The following is an 18092-nucleotide window of genomic DNA, read 5'->3' on the forward strand; positions in this document are numbered from 1 at the left end:
TCTTAGCTGAAAAAGCGTTTTTTTAATCTGGCGTACAAGGCCAGCAGTTTGTGGTAGTAAAAATAAACCAGTTGGCCACTTAGCCATTGGAGGCCACTTCCTAACCGTCTGAAGTAATAAAAAACGAAAGGGAAAATAATCCGGTAAAACATAAACGTATGGAGCAACAGCAAATAAATAAATCTGTGATCCTGGAACACAAGGGCCGTAATGGTATAAAGCGGGGCCCAGATTTCTGTTAATTCATTTAAAGCCAGAAGCCTGGGGGAGTGCCGGGCAGGTGGATTCGCGGTATTGCTAAACCAGGCAGCCGAGATTAGGAATAAGGTCAATAAAAGGGCGAGGGCTAAAACCGGAAAGCCATTAATACCCCAATACAGGTAAAAGCCTCCAAGTGAAGCCAGGGCAAGCGGGGCGTACCGGTTAAAGCCTATTTTAAGGGCAGTGGCTGGTGTTTTGAGGGCGACCCAGGTGAGGACGCCCGCTTTTTTATCTTTCGGATGGTCTTCAATCTGGTGATAAAGGATATTGATGATGCCCAGCGCGAACTGGGACAGGGCCGCAAAAGCTATATGTATCCACAGGCTTTCAGGACTGCTTTTCGCACCAGCGGTATACCCAAAGGCAAAGCCAACGGCAGCAGGGACAGCGTGCCCGTAGGCGGCGTCACAGACCAGCCCTGGCCAGCCTTTTTCTTTTAGCCGAATGGGTGGAATGGAATAGAGGAGGTAAAGCAAGTGTTGTACGCCCATCAGCAGATACAATGGGAATGGGGCAGCCGAAAACCATAAGGCAACAGGAATTATGGCGGTATACCCTGATAACTTGAGCCAGCGAATGGCAGAGTGATCACCCCGGGCAATATTTTGCTTACCTGCCTTTCGGTCCTGATCAATATCGCAAAAGTCATTGAAGTAGCGGACGAAGAGCCCGCTTCCCAGAAAAACAAAGAGCATAGTGGCTAAGTGCAGGGCTGCTTTGTTTCCCACCTCCCCCGGCGCCACCAGTAATCCCAAATAGCAATAGCCAAACGCCATTGGTACTTTTGAAAAAAGCCAGTTGTTTTTAGCGGCAAATGCTCTCAAGGGATTCACTTTTTAATTGTCCAGGCTAAAAAAGGAACGGATCGTATTATCAAGTGCCTCCCCTGTATTTGGGGTGGCATACAACTTGATTTCCGGCTTCCAGGCACATAAGGCACTTAGGGCTTGTTCAAGGTATTTGTTTAGGGTTTGGATAAAAAGCGCTTGCTCATGGGTTTCCCGGACCCGGTCTGTACGCGCCTGTAGCCGTTCCAATATCGTCGCTGTTGGTGGATTCAGGAAAAGAATTCTCTCAGGAAGGGGGATATTAAAAATGTGGATATAAACTTTCAGCTGTTCGGTCCAGTCAAGCCTGGCCGTGCGGGCGATGAAATCAGGTATTGGCTCCATGTTCATCCTGTCCTTCACCAAAGATAGCAGTGCTGCCACCGACTTCCACTCTGTTGGGGATAGAAAGGACTGTGCCCTGGAAAGGACCTGGGTTCGGTCTTCAGCACTCATGGCCAATTGCTGAATAAACAAACGGGCATAAGCCGGTGTGTCGGTAACCGGATGCCGGGTGGAAAGGACCACCTTCGCCTGATGCGATTCCTGCAAATGGCGGAGCTCCTGACCGAAGAGCAGCATCTTGAGAAAGAGGGAGATGCCTTTGAGGGCAGCATCTGATTTCCGGTCGGCTTCCTCCCCAAGGCGTTGCAGCGTTCTGGACAAAGCAGGGTTCGCACAAAAGGCAGAGTGGTGGTAAGCCGTACAGGACAGCGGAAAGAAAATGCCGGGGTCAACCTTAGCCATAATCTGCGCCAGCCGGTAGTCCTTTCCGCTACCATCTGTCCCCACGATGCTAAAAAGCTGCTTCATTCAGCTAAGATAGCAACTTCCCCAGTCTTTCCATTGAGTCGAATGCGGGGGTTATCTCTGAGTTTATGGGTTGCGTCTGGTACTCCGAAAATAGCAGGGATGTTAAGCTCTCTGCAAATGATGGCCGCATGAGAAAGCAAACCGCCGTTTTCAGTAATCAGGCCTTTGAGGTTAGAAAAGTAGGGAAGGTGTCCTGGGTTGATATAGGGGGTGACAAGGATCCTGCCATCAAGAGTGCTGGGGTCAAAATAATCATTGATTTCACTAACGGTAACAGCAACCCCTTCCACCTTGCCATGGCAGACTCCAATGCCTTTCAAACCAGAGTACCCTACGGTTGTGGTCCTATGCTCTGCCGGGTCAGGAAAAATAAGATCTGGTTTTTGAAAATTTCTGAAACTCGCCTGAAGGTTGCGCCGGTACACAATTCGCTCCCGGTAGTCCGCCGTTACGGTTCCCATTTTACCAAGGCAGATGAGCTCCTGATGGGTAAGAAAGAAAGCATCTTCGGCGTTAGGCAAAATCCCCTCTTTTTCCAGTCGTTGGCCCAGCGCAATGACAGATTTGCGGATATAGTGGAACAGTTGGGTGGTGATGTCCCGGATTTCCTCTTTCCACCAAAGTAGTTTTCGCTGCTGTTCTATCTGCCTCTTAAACTTGTGGGGGAGTGAGCGGTCGCTGTGCCAGGGTGTATGCGGCTTAGCTGAGGCGGAAAAAGCACCAGCCAGGAATTGTCGTAGGACATGAAAAACAGGGGTAGGGTCTTCCGACCAGTTTGGAGCCTGGATTTCCAGTTCGCGGGAGCTTTTGTAGCCATAATCCGTCAGGTAATCCTTGAGTTGATCCTGAAAAGGAAAGGGGGAGCCATTATACCAGGTTTCGAATATTTCCTCTACTGAATGGGCAGTCCACCAGGCATGGGCGGCGTCATCAGATAAAACACCCTGTCCTAATTCCAGAAGCGCTTCCAGCGGTCGTAGGTGCGCCACATTTTCGAGGTTAGCTGTAACTGCCGGGAACTCAAGATTGGAACCTGTTTTACGGTTGTAACGGTCTAGTGCTTGTTGTGTGAATGTACTGACAAAGGTGTTGTCATAAATGATCTCCCAGTAGCGGGTATAGATGTACATCAGATGTTGCGTAACCAACCGCTCGAAATAAAGCACCAGGTCTGCCGTGGCACTCTGCTCATCAGGGGGCGTTACCAATTCCGTGCTGGCTATCTTTTCAAAGTAGGCTTTCGTTTGCTGGCATACCTTGAAACGGGATTTTATCGACTTTCGAATGGCAAGGAGCGCTTTGAGAGACGTGAAAAGCCGCCTTGGGGTCAGCTTAGACACTTCTCCATCGCCCTCGTAGTAGGGGGTGACGCCCTGGCCTTGGTCAAATTGACGTTCCACGTAACCCAACACTTTTCGGGCACCGCTTTTGGTTGCAGCAAGGTTCCAGTACGGGTAGCCCAGGAAGGTGCGGGACCAGGCTTTTGGCGGGGTATCGGGCGTAATGTGGTAGCGCTTTGAAAAAGCATCAATGGATTGGTCAAAGGTCATTTGATACAAACTCCACATCAACGGAGAAGGCATATCTGCCCCAATGCCACCATCCCGGAAGTTGGCATTCGTCCAGATGGTATCAGCCGAAAAAGCAATGCGGGTGATGGGCCTTGACTGAAATATATACAGTACGCCTTCGCAAACGCCCCATTCGATATCCTGTGGGCATCCAAAGTGCTTTTGCAGGTCGAGAAAAGTATTGCCCAATTGAGTGATTTGGTCATTGCTAACTAACCTGGATAAATGGCCCGGGAAGGGCTTGTCCAGTGTTTGGTTCCTCCAGTCAAAAGTGAGCCTGGCATCCGGAGATGCTCCGCCTGTGAGTTGAGCGCAACTTCCCTCAATAACCTCCAATATTATTTCGGACGCTTTAGGTGCTGTAGGTGAAACCGTGAAGGCCACGCCACCATACTCGGTTTGAATATATTCCTGCACCAAAAACGACAGCCGGAGCGGCGCAGAGGACCGGCTTGCCGCAGCAGCCCATGCCGCTGCCAGCGCTTCCTGAAGGTCCTCGGTAGTATGGATGCCGGGGCGTGAGACAAACTGGCCGGCCATTGTCCCGTCCGGGCGGTCTTCTTTTGCCGCTGCTGTTCTCAATATTAATGGCCCTTTCCCCGGGAGGGCACTAAGGACGGCCGCTAGAAAATCATTGCCTTGATCAGCACCTCTGATGCGCTTAAGTGCAGTAGCGTAGGTGTCACGTTGGGAAAGCTGACAGGCAGCTGCCCAGTGGTCAACCTGGTCATACGTCAGGATAAGTCCATCGGGGACCAGGAACCCTAAACGTTTGAGCTCATGCTGCCGGAAAGCTTTGGCACCACATTGGGAGGGGTTTAGCTGGCCTTCGCCAATCCGGAAGCAGGCTCTAGAGTCCAAAGTCATGCTTTTTTGCAAATTTTAGCAGCTGAGTCATTACAGTACCTTTCACCGCTGGGCACTTGGGGAAGCCGGTGGGGAGGTGTTGGTGCAGTGAATCCAGTGAAAAGTCCGGCACGTTTTTGCTAATGTAAGGGTCATAGATTTTCCCTACCGACCTATGGTAGTAAAGGTATTCCAGGGTGTTAAGTGCAGGGGGCATCTCTTCGACAAACGTGGGTAGATGGACATTGATGAACTTTAAGAGGGCAGGAAGGTCCTCATAATTATCGGTCAGGTAAGGCGAAGCCAAATGGAAGGCGTTAGAAGGAGGCTGTTGGAGGCTGATTTCCACTAAAGCTTTGGCTGCATAATCTACCGGGATAATATTTAGGCCTGATCCTGGTTTCAGCGCCACACGAATGTCAATCTTAGCTGGCGTTTCATAGTCCATATGGCCTAATTGCCGCGCCTTAAGCCTCAGGAAAAAGGCTAACCAGGCGTAAAAGACATCAAACTTAGGTGTGTATCCAACCGGATGCTCAATTAAGCGCCCACAGATGGTTGTGGGGCGGAAAAAGTAAACCCGCCGGAACCGGCCTTCCTGTTCGGCACGCCTGACCAGTCGCTCTCCGTCCAGCTTAGAACGCTCGTAGGGGTTTCTGAAAAGCTGATCCTCAGGCATGAAATTCGGATTGGCCACCCCTGACCGAATGCCGCAAACGTAAGCGGTACTGATCATGGCAAAGCCGGGAGTGCCCAGCGCTTCCGCAAGATTCAGGGCCTGCTGTGTCCCCTCTACGTTAATTTTTTGCAGTAAATCCAGGACCGCTGCCTGATCCCGAAAGTCCAAAGCTGCCGCTGCGTGGATAAATAAATGCGGGGGCTCTTTTTTCATCTTCCTGAAGCTGTCTTCCGATATTCCCAGGTTCGGCTGGCCCAGGTGGCAGTCTACAGTTCGAATGCACTCAAGCAATGGGGCCGTGTCCGGCATGTTTAGGTAGTGGGCGCCATCATTGGCTAACAATTGCCGGATACGCTCCCTCAGGGAAAGTTGTTTCCCGGCCCGGCCTAAAACCCAAATCGTAAGCGAACCGGGCGAACCCTCGTACCGTTTTAAGAGCTCAAATAAGATGTTACTACCCAATAAGCCCGTAGCTCCGGTTAATGCGACAACCATTTTATTCATAGCTCACCTGAATTTGACTGTCAATATGAATGGCGTGGAACCCTCCTTCGATATTCCGTTTGGGGTCCTGATAAGGAGGGATTTCCAGTTGCCCTACTTTAGGGAGTTGCTCTACGATGTTCTGCTCTTCAAAAAGATAAAAGTTGACCCAAAACAAGCCCTCGTTTAAGTGTGATTTGGGAAAGGACCATTGGACTTCCATGCTCTCGTTTGCGTTGACGTTCTCCATAACCAGAGGCTGATGGCCGCTAAACAGCAGTTGGTTTAAACTGTCGGTAAGGGCTATGGCGACTGTAAGCGGACGGGACTTCACTTTTAGTTTTACGGTAAAGGTGACCGCTATCTCCTCATTTGGGAGTTCCCCAATTACAGTCGCCCCTTCATAAGTCAGCTGCTCCAGGTAGCGGCTGTCCCGTGGTTGAGGTGTGGGGCTAAGTGCAAAGTGCTTGCTGTAGAAAGACAGCGCCTTCTGTGCCGGCCCTAAAAATTGGCATGCCCCATTAGCCATCACCATGACCTCATCACAGAACTGAGCAAGTTTTGCAGGTTCATGACTGGCCATAATCATGGTCCTCCCGTCCTGTTTAAGGCTTTGTATTTTTTGAAAACACTTTTCCTGAAATGCACTGTCACCCACAGCGAGGACTTCATCAAAAAGTAAAATTTCGCATTCGGTATGGATGAGCGTCGAGAAAGCCAGCCGTAAAAACATGCCGGAAGAATAATACTTCACCGGCGTGTCTAAATGTTCCTCCAGCTCACTGAATGCGATGATTTCTGGCAGAGCCGCTTCGAGTTGCTCCTTGGTTAATCCGGCCAGGCGGCCTGCAAATTTTATGTTCTCTCTTCCCGATAGATCAGGGTGGAATCCTGATCCGATGTCCAGCACCGCACCTGACTGCCCACTAAGTATGGCTTGTCCACAGGTCGGCAGATAAATACCGGCTAATATTTTCAAAAGGGTGCTTTTGCCGGCGCCATTTGGCCCAATAAGCCCCAGAGCTTTCCCTTTGGGCAGGGTGAAGGACAACTGACGGATTGCCCAGACCTCTTTTTCCGTAGTGGGTTGGCCTTTTGATTGCTGCCGAATACCAAATTTCTTGCCTAGGTTATCTACCTGAATCATTAATTAAAGATAGTCAATAAGTTCGTACTGCCGCCGGAAGAAGGTTCTTATTCCCGCTACCAATACCACTCCCCAAATCAGCAGTGCTGCCCAGGCATAGGCCGGCGGGAAAGATAACCCGAGCAATGCCCAGCGGTAGGCACCAATCAATGTCGTCATGGGATTAAGGTACAAAAACGGCTCATAAACTTCCGGGAGTAGCCCGGGGAGGTAGAAAACAGGAGTCAGCCAAATGGCCACATTGAGGCCCGAAATGGCCAGGTGTACTACGTCCCTTCTTCGGCCGGACAAATTACAAACCCATATCCCTATACTAAACCCCAGGAGCTGATTGATGATGATCAGTACGGGCAGTATTAAAATGGATAACCTTAACGGCTCCCGATAGATGAGCATCAAAATAAAGAAGAGCCCCAGCGAAATGCCCAGTTCCACCAGCCCGAGTAAGCTTTTGTACAGTGGAATGATAAACTTAGGCAATACATTCTTTTTCAGGTATTCGCCTTCCTGATGCAGCGAAGGGCCTACATTATGAATGATATCCTTAAAATAGTTCCAGCCCAACAGGCCTGAAAAGGCAATCAGCGGATAGGGCGTTTCCCGGGTGTCGATCTCAAGCAGGACCGAAAAAAAAACGGAATAGATCACCACATAGGCCGCAATAGGCACAATAACCCACAGTAAGCCCAGTGCGGTATGGCTGTACTTAATCCGGATCGCTCGTTTTGCGAAGACCATAGCGATGGGTAATGCCCGCCAAACGGTCTTTAGCTCCTGAGAAAATGGCTTAGGCTTGTTGTTGATAATGTGCATGTGAGCCTAAATTGGTAATGGGACCAGGACTGCGCCTACGGTGATGATTTCATCTTTGGTTAATTGCCGGATTTTTTGCAGAGTTGCTGTGTGGTGGTTCTGAATGACTCGATCTGCAAGGGCCGCATAGTCTTCTTGCTGCGCCAGGTTTTCGTACAGCTCCTGTAAGGCCGCATTTAAGCCCATGACGGCTTCGGGGGGCTGCTTTTCAGACCAGGCTTTCAGCATCGCATAATGGCCCAGTGTCTCAAAGTATTGGACAACGAAGGCTTTCTCTGATTCAAACTGGTGCTGAAGCTGCCGCATTTGCGCCGGCCATTGTACCATAGGGAGTGGAGTAGGGGGCTTCAGCGCGTTCAAGCCTGCCTGGTAAAAAGGGCTGCTGCCCAACCAGGAGCGTTCCATCCGCTGCCCGGCATCCCAAATGACGGGAAGGACTTTAGCATGCTTTTCCAGATTGAGCTTTAGTAAGGTAGTGACAGCCGCCTCGAATTGGTCGGTCCGGTAGAAAGCATAACCCAGGTTGGAGAGGGCTGGCTCATAATCTGATGCCAACGTAAGCGCACGATTTAGCGGTTCTATGGCTTCCTGAAATTGCTCCTCCTGTATCATAATGGCAGCCTTTGTGTTCCAAATCCGATGGCTGTTCGGGTGCGCCTCGATCGCATCCTCAATTTTTTCCAACGCTGCCTCACTTTTGCCCACTTGCTTTAAGGCATTTGCCGAATGCCATTCAACAGGATCGCCAAGCGGGTCCAGGCTCGTCAATGGCATCTGCTCGGTTTCCAGGCTGATGGAGACGGCCTTGTCCCACTGCCCACTGACTTCAGCCCGCAGCAACTGATGGAAACTGCGGTTCGCCTGCCAGTTGTAGTAACTTATTGCCAAAGCGGCCAGGGCGCCAAGCCCCAGGAGCACCGCCCAGACGCCCGGTCGGGCTTTGCGGGTAGAACTGCTTTTGGATCCCTGAAGCGCCAACCCAATATTTAACGCAATAAGATAACTATGGCTCAACCGCTCCAGGGGAAAGCTAAACAGAAAGTCTACAGCCAGCCCGAGACCAACTCCAATAAGTAGGATGTTGAGAATGATCCCCTGCTCCGTCCGGGTTTTCAAAAGAAGCTGAAACGATTGGTAGGCAGGCGTTGCCAAAAGCAAGACAAAAAGGGCCAGACCTACCAGGCCCAGTTCACTTGCAATGCTCAGGTATTCGTTGTGAGGGCGAACGCGGAGTTTGTCTTTTTCCTCGAAGCGGGGTGCGCTGCTCCCTCCGTATTCCGGAAAGCGGACTTTCCAATTTCCGGCACCTACTCCTTTTACGGGGTGGTCTTTTATCAGTTCGGTGGTGTGTTGCCAAAGGTGTAATCGGTCCAAAATGTTGCGTTCTGCCTCGTTCTCTGCCTGTTCATCAGCATCAGGAACCTGGACCAGCGTGGAGAATCGATTTAGGAGGTTATTCTTTAGTTGATTGCCTTGCCCACTTATTGCCAGCAAACCCGCGAGCATCACTACGGCCCCTGCTACCGATAAGTTCACAAGTTTCCATCTCGCTTTCAATTCAGGAGACAAAGTGCTCCGCCGAAGCATCAAAAGTATCTGAATAGCAGAAAAAGCGACGAAAGAAGCCACCCAAGCTGAACGGGTTTGCGAAAGCAGCAGCGCAATCACACCGGCCCCTAAACCTATTAGGCCAGCAATACTCCAATACCGCTGCCCCAAAAAGAATAGGTAAAGTGCCCAGGGCAGAAGGATAACCAGGATGGACCCCAGCAGGTTTCTGTTACCCGACAAACCCGCAGGCGGACTGCTGCTCTCTATTGGGAAGTTGGTCCAGCCCAGGTACTGCAAAATGCTAAGCACACTCAAAAAGCAGAGGTACACTGCAAGGATACGCGCAAGCAGGCCCAGCCGTTCCAGCAATAGCGGGGCAGTTATAATAAAAAAGGCACAAAGGCTTACCTGCAGCAGTACCCGGTTAGAAGCGAGAACTGCCTCAGTTGGATTAATGCTCCAGGATATACTTAAGATATTCCAGCCCAGAAAAGCCAAGCTGAGCCCTATGAAAAGCCGGGTGACCGGAGGCAAGGCAACTTTTAAGCCTGGTACACGGAAAACCAGGACTGCACCGCCCACTAACCACAGGGCAATCAATAACTGGCGAATTGGCAGAAAAGGCTCCCTGGCAGCCGGGTCAACGATGAAGCCACTAATAAACAACCCCACAACTACCCAGCCAATCAGAAGTGGGGAGGATTTAGGCGTATGCTTTTGTTTAGAAGCCATGTGTTCAATGGGTTGGTCGGTGCAAGATTGAGGTTGCTGAATTTAGTTGAATTTTAAAGTAGCTTTATCTTTTGGCTCTGCTGTAGCACCGAATAGCTGTTGGAGGAAGTGAAGGTAACGGTTTATGATTATTTCTTCCTGAAAATAGGCTCGAACAATTTTTCTGCCTTCTATTCCTAATTGGTGCCGCTGGGTATCGTCCATTCTGATAACTTTTTCCATAACTCTCCCTAATTGCTTATGGTCCATGGGCTGGCAGAGAAATCCGGTTTTGCCCTCAAGTACAATATCCTTGCAGCCTGGAGTGGGCGTCCCGATTATTGGGATGCCCATACTTGCAGCCTCCAGGAGTATCCTGGGGACACCTTCCCGATAATAGGTCGGGAGCACTACACAATGGGCTTCGGCCAGGATAGGGCGAATGTCTTCCTTGGCCCCCTGGTAATTTACGGCCCCTGTTTTTTCCCAGGTTACAATATCAGCTGCACTAATCGCGCCAGGTGCGTCCTTCTCTAAAAAGCCTGCAATTTGAAATTCCACCTCAGGATAGCTGGGTTTGAGGATTTGGGCGGCTTGTACAAATTCAGGAACCCCTTTCTCTTTGATCAGGCGCCCGGCATAAACAAAACAAAGAGCGGAGCTTGTTGCAGGCCGCACCGGGTTAGGTTTGAAATAGCCGGTATCTACGCCTTCCCCGGGCAGATAGGCTGCCTGGGCGGGCGAAACTACACCCTCTGTCAAAAAACAGGACTGATCGTCTTTATTTAAAAACCATACCTTTTTTGCACCTTTAAAACTATGCTTATACAGCCACTTTACCAATACCGTTTTCCAATTTCGGCGGATAAACAGGTAGCCCAGGCCTGTCACCACTGCTAACCGTGGGATGCGAAGGAGCCGGGCAGCAAATTGCCCGTAGATATTTGGCTTGACCGTATAGCTGATTAAAAAATCCGGGCGATGTCGCCTTAAAATCCTAAATACCTCAAAGGAATACTGCAGGTCGGGAATCGGATTAACTTTATGCCTGGATAGCTTGACTGGGATAAATTGGCAGGGTTCGTTTTTTAGTTTCTCCGTATAGCGGTCCTGCGGGCAAAGAATTAAAACCTGATATCCTTCCTTGGCCAACCGCCTGACAAGCCCCCTGCGAAAGTTGTAAATACTCCAGCTGGTATTAGAAAGGATCGCAATGGTCTTGCGGGCGGATTTACGCATGCTTTTGCGAGCGTTTTTTTAACAAAGATGAAAAAAACAGTGCAACTTTATAGTTAGGCATCAGGAGGAAGGGATTAGCTTGTTAAACCGGAATAATAGTATTTTCAGCTTTCTGCGTACCAAAAGGGGGATAAAGGGAATCACCTGTTTAGCCAGTCGCCGGTTCAGGCGTGTTCGGAGCGGTAGTCGGGGCAACAACTGGATTTCAATACTATAACGGTGAAAAAGACTGGCCAGATAGCTCTGGGCCCGGACCTTGTTTTTCGACAAGGTCTTGCTTCTCCATTCTTCGTTCATCCAGTGAAATGCATACCACTGAGGAGCTGGCCGCAATTGCTGTTCGCGGTAACAATCCACAACCTCCCATCGATCTGGATTGGTGATAGAGTGAATGCAGTCATTCAGGCCGAACTGGGAAATGCCCTCATTCAGGATGCGGATGGGCAGGAGCCAATCGGTATTCCAGGCATCAACCTGTTCCCGTGCCCGTTGATAGCACCATTCCATCAGTGGGCTTCCTTTGGGGCACTTCATGAGGTTACCGACAACAGGCAGCACATCATGTTCTCTGAATGCATAGGCATTCTGGAAGTCAAGCGGTTTCAGGCAGGTGATATCCATGTCCGTCCACCATCCGCCATGCTCATACAGTAGCTTGTACCGGAAGATATCCGAAAAGCCGGCAAGGCTGCCTTTGCCGTGCCCAAATTCATTTCCGTCAATGTAACGGAAAATAGCATCACGGGGCAGTATTCGCCTCCCATCACATACCACAGTGCCCGCAGGTGGAGGAGTGACAAGGTCATTGTAAATCCACAAACAAAACGTATGCCCCTGCGCTTGGAAGGATTTAATGCAAAGGATCTCCAGGGGGGTCAGTTTTTCCCCTATCCACAGCCCATGAACCACCTTGTTATCCGCTCTCATGAATAGGTTTGCTCGAGATTTGTCTGAAAGTCTTGCAATATAGACATTTTGCCCTGATTTCATTTTCAGGCTGGAGGTATTTGTGGGCATAACAGTTAGGTTTTACCTCGCTATTGCTATAAATTGTTCCCGCTTTATCCCTAAATTAAGGGCTTAATCATGACCAACAAAACGGAAAACAAAACCATGATGGACAGAAGAGGATTTATTCAGAAGGCTGGGCTTACCGCTGGAGCTATGGCCACAGGCACTCCTAGTTTTGCGGGAACGGGCAGGCAGGATCATCAACAATTTAACCTCAAATACGCCCCTCACCTGGGCATGTTTGCCGAGACGGCCGGAAAAGACCCAGTGGCGCAATTGCACTTTATGGCTGATCAGGGCTTCACCGCTTTTGAAGACAATGGTATGAAGAACAAGCCGGTCGAACTCCAAAAGGCAATGGCAAAGGCAATGGAAAGCCGGGGCATGGAAATGGGGGTTTTCGTGGCCCATAGCATTGCCTGGAATGATGCCAACCTGGCCAGCGGCGATGAGGAGAAACGGCAGGCTTTTCTAAAAGAGATCGAAGAAAGTGTGGAAGTAGCCAAACGGGTCAACGCAACCTGTATGACCGTTGTGCCAGGGCTGGTTGACCTGCGGCAGGACATGGGCTACCAAACGGCCAATGTGATTGAAACCCTAAAGCAAGCCTCCGCGATTTTAGAGCCCCACGGCCTGGTAATGGTGCTGGAGCCCCTCAACTTCTACAATCATCCTGGGCTGTTCCTCAGCAAAGCGGCCCAGGGCTACCAAATTTGCAAGGCGGTGGACAGCCCTGCCTGCAAAATCCTGTTTGATATTTACCATCAGCAGATTCAGGAGGGCAACCTGTTGCCGAATATCGAAAAGTGCTGGGGGGAGATCGCTTACTTCCAGATCGGTGACAATCCCGGGCGCAATGAACCCACCACGGGCGAAATCAACTACAAAAATATTTTCCAGTATATCCACAGTCGAGGCTTTGAAGGCATCCTCGGTATGGAGCATGGTAATTCTATGCCTGGGAAAGAGGGCGAGCAGGCTGTCATTGATGCCTACCGCTCGGTCGATGTGGTAGTGGAGGAAAAAGATTAATCCGACGAAAATGCAACGGTTTTTCTAACTTTAGAGACGGAAACAAAATAAAGCTAGACCGTCAAACTACTCAGTCTAAATCATCAAGCACCCGCATGCAAAAAGTAACCGAAGAACCTTCCCTCTACCGGCACCTGGAAAAGATGCCGGTAAAGGAAATCCTTACCCACATTAACGAAGAGGACGCCAAAGTCCATCTTGCCATACAGGAGGTCATCCCCAGGCTCACTGAATTAGTCGAAGCCATTCTGGAGCGCATGAAAAAGGGCGGCCGTTTATTCTACATTGGCGCAGGCACAAGCGGCCGGCTGGGGATTTTAGATGCCTCAGAATGCCCCCCAACCTACGGTGTGCCGCCAGATTGGGTCATTGGGCTGATTGCCGGTGGGGACCACGCCATACGCAATGCCGTCGAATTTGCAGAGGATAGCGAAACCCAGGCTTGGAAAGACCTACAGGATTATTTCGTCAATGATCAGGATGCGGTTATTGGTATAGCGGCCTCAGGTACCACCCCATATGTAGTACACGGGCTTAAAGAGTGCCAGAAACATGGCATCCTGACAGCCTGTATCACTTGTAACCCGGATGCACCGGTCAGCGCTTACGCCGATTATTCCCTGGAAGTTATCGTAGGGCCTGAATTTGTCACCGGGAGTACACGCATGAAAGCCGGGACCGCCCAAAAGCTCGTCCTTAATATGATCTCCACCACCGTTATGATTGGCCTGGGAAGGGTCGTGGACAACAAAATGGTGGATATGCAGCTGAGCAATCAAAAGCTGGTGGACCGGGGCACCAAGATTATCAAAAATACCGTAGGCGGTACTTACGATGACGCCAAAGCCCTCTTGCTGGAGCACGGCAGTGTGCGCAAGGCCATCGAAGCAGCCCGGCAATAATCAGTTTTTGATCTGATAATTATCATTTTTGGAGTAAAAGTAATGGTGGACTTTAGTAGCTCGACACCAAAAAGGTATAGCTATGTCCTATTCCAAACCACAGCTGTTTTTTCTGACAGCGCTCCGACTCCTCGCCGGCTGGCATTTTCTATTTGAAGGCTTCATCAAGCTGCTAACGCCCGGCTGGACAGCTAAGGGGTACCTGCTCAGTGCACAGGGCCCTTTGGCACCACTTTTTCAATGGCTGGGCAATGACGCACTGATTGGTGTTTCAGATACCTTAACTGCGGTGGCCTTATCCACAGCAGGGCTAACCCTTATTCTTGGAATATGGGAGAAAGCGGGCGCCTACATTGGTATTGCCATGCTCACCTTTTTCTACCTGGCGCACCCTTCCTGGCCGGGCATACCTGCCGCTGGCCCATCAGAAGGCAATTACTTCATTGTCAACAAGAACCTCGTAGAACTTGCTGCACTCGGTGTACTAGCCTATTTCCCAACGGGGCACCTGCTGGGGCTGGGCGTATTTTTTAATCCGAAAAATCAGGTACAACATGGATAAGCATCAAGCAGAGCAAGGCGCATTGCAGGGACGCCGGAAAGCCCTCAAAGGACTGATCGGATTGCCATTCATTGGTGGTATTGCGGCCGGCGCTTATGCCGAAGTACGGAAGAAACAACAGGAAAAAGACCAAATCCTCCGGGAACTCAATATCGAGGCAGAACGCCCGGAAATCGCCTCTGATATGTCAGGCGAACCTGTCCGGATTGGTATTGTGGGGAATGGAGGGCGCGGTCAACACCTGGTCCGTGTGCTGGGGTTTGCTACGCCGGCCTGGGTGCAGGCGATGCAGGAAAAAGGCAACACCGGCGCTTTGGAAGCTTATCAGAACCAGGAAAACCTCAATGTCAAGCTGACCGGCGTCTGTGATGTCTTCGAGGTCAATGCTGAACTGGCACAATCTGCTTCACCGGATTGCAAACGCTACCGGCATTACGAAGAACTGATCAACAGCCCAGATATAGATGCGTTGGTCATTGCTACCCCCGATCACTGGCACGCACCGGTGGCTATCGCTGCCTTGCAGGCCGGCAAGCATGTGTATGTGGAAAAACCCATGACCCATAAAATCGCGGAAACCTACGCTCTCCGTGAAGCGGCCCGAAACTCAAAAGCGATCTTTCAGGTGGGGCATCAGCACCGGCAGACTCAAAGCTTTATTACCGCTCAGGATATCATCCGGAAGCGGGTGCTGGGGCACGTGTCTTTGGTACAGGCCAGTACAAACCGTAACAGCGATAATGGAGCCTGGCAGTACCATATCCACGAAAAAGCCAGCCCTCAGACCATCGACTGGGACCTTTTTCTGGGCAATGCGCCAAGTATTCCTTTCAATAAAGAGCATTTCTTCCGCTGGCGCAAATGGTGGGCCTATGGCTCGGGCTTGTCCGGCGACCTGATGACCCACGATTTCGACCGGGTCAACTGTATCCTCAATATGGGAATGCCCCGCTTCGTAACCGCTTCCGGCGGCATTTACACCCACCGCGATGGGCGGGATGTACCGGACGTTTTCCAGGCGGTAATGGAATACCCGGACTTCACCACGGGCTCCAGCCGGGAAGCCGGGCTGGAAAAGGGGATGACCTTTGTTTACAGCGCTACCCTTGGGAATCAGCACTGGCGCGAAACCCTACTGATGGGGCACGATGGCACACTCGAACTGGGCAACCAACTCCGGGTGCATGCCGATCCGAACTCTACCCGTTACCGGCACCTGATCGAAAGCGGTGTGATGGACCCGAGTGTGCCGATTTATGCTTATGACCCGGCTTCCGGCAATGCAGATGGGGTGACTTCAGCGACCTCCAAATACTTTGCCCAGAAAGGGCTGCTTTGGACTTACCGGGGTGGCAAGCGGGTCGATTCAGCTATGCTGCACATCAGGGAATGGCTGGGTGCAATCCGTAATGGAACACCCGTAAGCTGCGGTATAGAGGAAGGTTTTGAGGAAGCAATGTCTGCTCATATGGTAGGGCTCTCCTGGAAACTTGGGCGTAGGATGGAATGGGACGCGGGGGCAGAGCAAATCATCGCTTTGCCCGGTGAAGATCTTGATGCAATGCTTGTCGCCCCCGGGCGCGTAATAGCAGGCATGATGGGATAAAAGGAGCCCCTGCCAGTATTTTCGATCAGTTTGGGGTTACAAGGCAGCGGCTCCATGAGCGTTACCACTGCGTCATAGAATAAGGCATAAATTGTAACAAATTTGTCCTCATAGGCGGTATGTTTTTCCTCGTGATCGTTGATTACCCGGCGGTTCGTTTCTTCCAGTAACGCAGCAGGCCTGCCACGCTCATCCAGGAAGGATTAGCATTTTCGTAAATTTCCAACATGGATTCCGAAACGCCTTTTTCGGTGAGCCGGTCTTGTACCCATGCCATGAATTCCGGCGTAATGGATTTTGGGTCACTACCAGCTTCAAAGTGCGGCTTCATCCATTCGGCCCAGGCTAAAAGCTCTTGTTCCAGCTCATCGAGGTGGACGGGAATATTGGCCCCTGCAATCCGCCCATAGTGGGTCAGGTAAATGGCTTGCAGAGGTAACTGCCGGATGAGGTTGAGGGAAGCCTGCCAGTCTTCAACGTTGATATCCGGTGGCGGGCAGGGCGGTACAACCGGAGCATCACCAATTTTAACCCCGGCCACATCACCTGCAATTAATGCGCTGCCAACCTGCCACGCAATATGGTGCACCGCGTGCCCGGGCGTATGCCATGCGGTGATTTCGGTATCCCCGATTTTGATGGTATCCTCATGGTCCACCGTCTTTAGCTGTGCTGCCGGGATGCCTTTCATGGTGCTCCATAGCCGCTCCATATCATCACCGTAGATACGGGTAGCGGAGGCCACGAGCTTGGATGGGTCATGCATGTGCGCCTGTCCGAAGGGGTGCAGGTATATGGTGGCTCCTGCTTCTGCCATGGCCCAGGCTGCTCCGGCATGGTCCAGGTGTATATGTGTGATGAAAACATGGGCAATGTCCTCAGGCTGATAGCCCTGTGCTGCAAGCCCGGCTTTCAGATGGCTAAAGGTGGAGTAGGGACCGGTTTCAAACAGGATGGGCCCTGCTGAAGTCTCTGCCAGAAATGCTGCAATCGTGTCGCTTTTGTCCAGAAAATGAAGATCCAGGACTTTAATCATTTTATTTTTACTTTTACTCAGTTAGAATTTTCTTGTGTTTTAATTTTTATGGCTTCAAAAATCAAAAGGAAAAACCATTAAGGAAATCATTAGCTTTCATGCGTTTACGGCCTTGCATTTGAAGTTCCTCTACGACCAGCCAGCCATCGGGTGCTGCGATTTTAATCCAGCTTTTATTGTCAGAGCGGAAGGTGCCGGGTGTGGCATCCACATCTGCTTTCTCATAGTGGGCACGGAGAATTTTCAGTTGTTTGCCTTCCAGAGTGGTCCAGGCAGCAGGGTAGGGGCTGAGCCCCCTCACGAAGTTGTGTACTTTCTCGATCGGCTGAGCAAAGTCAATTTCACAGGTTTCCCGAAACAGCTTTGGAGCCTTAGTCGCCAGGGCATCGTCTTGTTTTTGAAGCTGGTAATCGCCAGACTCAATAGCTTTGACCGTTTTTAGTACCGTTTCTGCCCCGAGCAGCATCATCCGGTCATGGACCGCTCCGGCGGTTTCATTAGGGCCAATGGGCATTTTTTCCTGAAAGAGGACATCACCGGTATCGATTTGGTGGCGGATGAAGAAGGTCGTAACGCCTGTTTCGGCATCACCGTTGATGACCGCCCAGTTGATGGGAGCTGCGCCCCTGTAGCGTGGCAGCAGGGAACCATGCAGGTTGAAGGTGCCGTATTCCGGCATATCCCAAACTGCTTCCGGCAGCATACGGAAAGCGACAACGACCTGAAGATTGGCATTCAAACCCCTCAGTTCTTCCTGGAATTCGGGCGATTTCAGGTTTTTGGGCTGCAGGACTGGGATGCCCTGCTCCACGGCATATTTTTTCACGGGGGACTCCAAAAGTTGTTTTTTCCCGCGCCCGCCGTACTTGTCAGTAGCCGTCACTACGCCTACGACTTTGTACCCGTTTTGTACCAATATGCGAAGGGAAGGCACCGCGAAATCTGGCGTACCCATAAAAACTATTCTTAAACTCATAGAAGACAAGTTGGTATTTTTGCGTT

Annotated in this window: 15 protein-coding genes; 4 read left to right on the forward strand and 11 right to left on the reverse strand. The window is 50.8% G+C overall.

The features are described from left to right. Window positions 1-2: 2 nt before the first annotated feature. From IX84_RS22625 to IX84_RS31405, 9 genes are read right to left on the reverse strand one after another with little or no spacing between them, the layout of a single operon-like run. Window positions 3-1085, reverse strand: coding sequence for a UbiA family prenyltransferase (locus IX84_RS22625; protein WP_152605201.1), 1083 nt, complete (start codon window positions 1083-1085; stop codon window positions 3-5). 12 nt (window positions 1086-1097) lie between these two features. Next, on the reverse strand, window positions 1098-1901 hold the full coding sequence (locus IX84_RS22630; RefSeq protein WP_044226223.1) for a hypothetical protein: 804 nt from the start codon (window positions 1899-1901) through the stop codon (window positions 1098-1100). Next, window positions 1898-4333: a PEP-utilizing enzyme gene (locus IX84_RS22635; protein WP_160213890.1), complete on the reverse strand. Its 2436-nt coding sequence runs from the start codon at window positions 4331-4333 to the stop codon at window positions 1898-1900. Before IX84_RS22635 ends, IX84_RS22630 begins: the two co-directional genes overlap by 4 nt. Then, window positions 4323-5501 carry an SDR family oxidoreductase gene (locus IX84_RS22640; protein WP_044226226.1) on the reverse strand — a complete coding sequence of 393 codons (1179 nt, stop codon included), beginning with the start codon at window positions 5499-5501 and terminating at the stop codon, window positions 4323-4325. The genes IX84_RS22635 and IX84_RS22640 overlap by 11 nt, the downstream gene beginning before the upstream one ends. After that, on the reverse strand, window positions 5494-6627 hold the full coding sequence (locus tag IX84_RS31400) for an ABC transporter ATP-binding protein (protein ID WP_052516315.1): 1134 nt from the start codon (window positions 6625-6627) through the stop codon (window positions 5494-5496). The genes IX84_RS22640 and IX84_RS31400 overlap by 8 nt, the downstream gene beginning before the upstream one ends. 3 nt (window positions 6628-6630) lie before the next feature. Then, the gene (locus IX84_RS22650; RefSeq protein ID WP_044226229.1) at window positions 6631-7440 is read right to left on the reverse strand and encodes an ABC transporter permease; all 810 of its coding nucleotides are present in this window, start codon (window positions 7438-7440) and stop codon (window positions 6631-6633) included. Between the two features lie 6 nt (window positions 7441-7446). Continuing rightward, window positions 7447-9723 (reverse strand): O-antigen ligase family protein, encoded by a 2277-nt coding sequence (locus IX84_RS22655; protein ID WP_044226231.1) that lies wholly within the window; start codon window positions 9721-9723, stop codon window positions 7447-7449. Between the two features lie 42 nt (window positions 9724-9765). Then, window positions 9766-10941 (reverse strand): glycosyltransferase family 4 protein, encoded by a 1176-nt coding sequence (locus IX84_RS22660; protein ID WP_044226233.1) that lies wholly within the window; start codon window positions 10939-10941, stop codon window positions 9766-9768. Window positions 10942-11001: 60 nt separating this feature from the next. Further along, entirely contained in the window at window positions 11002-11868 is an 867-nt protein-coding gene (locus IX84_RS31405; RefSeq protein WP_160213892.1) for a glycosyltransferase, read from the reverse strand. Between the two features lie 189 nt (window positions 11869-12057). On the opposite strand from IX84_RS31405, the gene IX84_RS22670 reads away from it, so the two are divergent. From IX84_RS22670 to IX84_RS22685, 4 genes are all read left to right on the forward strand, one after another. Next, the gene (locus IX84_RS22670) at window positions 12058-12984 is read left to right on the forward strand and encodes a hydroxypyruvate isomerase family protein (RefSeq protein WP_044226353.1); all 927 of its coding nucleotides are present in this window, start codon (window positions 12058-12060) and stop codon (window positions 12982-12984) included. Window positions 12985-13079: 95 nt separating this feature from the next. Then, entirely contained in the window at window positions 13080-13886 is an 807-nt protein-coding gene (murQ, locus tag IX84_RS22675) for an N-acetylmuramic acid 6-phosphate etherase (protein ID WP_044226235.1), read from the forward strand. An 82-nt stretch (window positions 13887-13968) separates the two neighbouring features. Continuing rightward, window positions 13969-14448 carry a hypothetical protein gene (locus IX84_RS22680; protein WP_044226237.1) on the forward strand — a complete coding sequence of 160 codons (480 nt, stop codon included), beginning with the start codon at window positions 13969-13971 and terminating at the stop codon, window positions 14446-14448. Further along, a complete protein-coding gene (locus tag IX84_RS22685; protein WP_044226239.1) occupies window positions 14441-16054 on the forward strand; it encodes a Gfo/Idh/MocA family oxidoreductase in 1614 nt (537 codons plus the stop codon). The genes IX84_RS22680 and IX84_RS22685 overlap by 8 nt, the downstream gene beginning before the upstream one ends. 142 nt (window positions 16055-16196) lie before the next feature. Here the strand turns inward: IX84_RS22685 and IX84_RS22690 are convergent, their stop codons facing one another. Both IX84_RS22690 and fmt read right to left on the reverse strand, forming a co-directional pair. After that, on the reverse strand, window positions 16197-17090 hold the full coding sequence (locus IX84_RS22690; protein WP_044226241.1) for an MBL fold metallo-hydrolase: 894 nt from the start codon (window positions 17088-17090) through the stop codon (window positions 16197-16199). Window positions 17091-17151: 61 nt separating this feature from the next. Further along, on the reverse strand, window positions 17152-18066 hold the full coding sequence (gene fmt, locus IX84_RS22695) for a methionyl-tRNA formyltransferase (protein ID WP_238578325.1): 915 nt from the start codon (window positions 18064-18066) through the stop codon (window positions 17152-17154). Between the last annotated feature and the right edge of the window lie 26 nt (window positions 18067-18092).

Origin of the sequence: Phaeodactylibacter xiamenensis, assembly GCF_000759025.1 — a bacterium.
GTDB lineage: Bacteria > Bacteroidota > Bacteroidia > Chitinophagales > Saprospiraceae > Phaeodactylibacter > Phaeodactylibacter xiamenensis.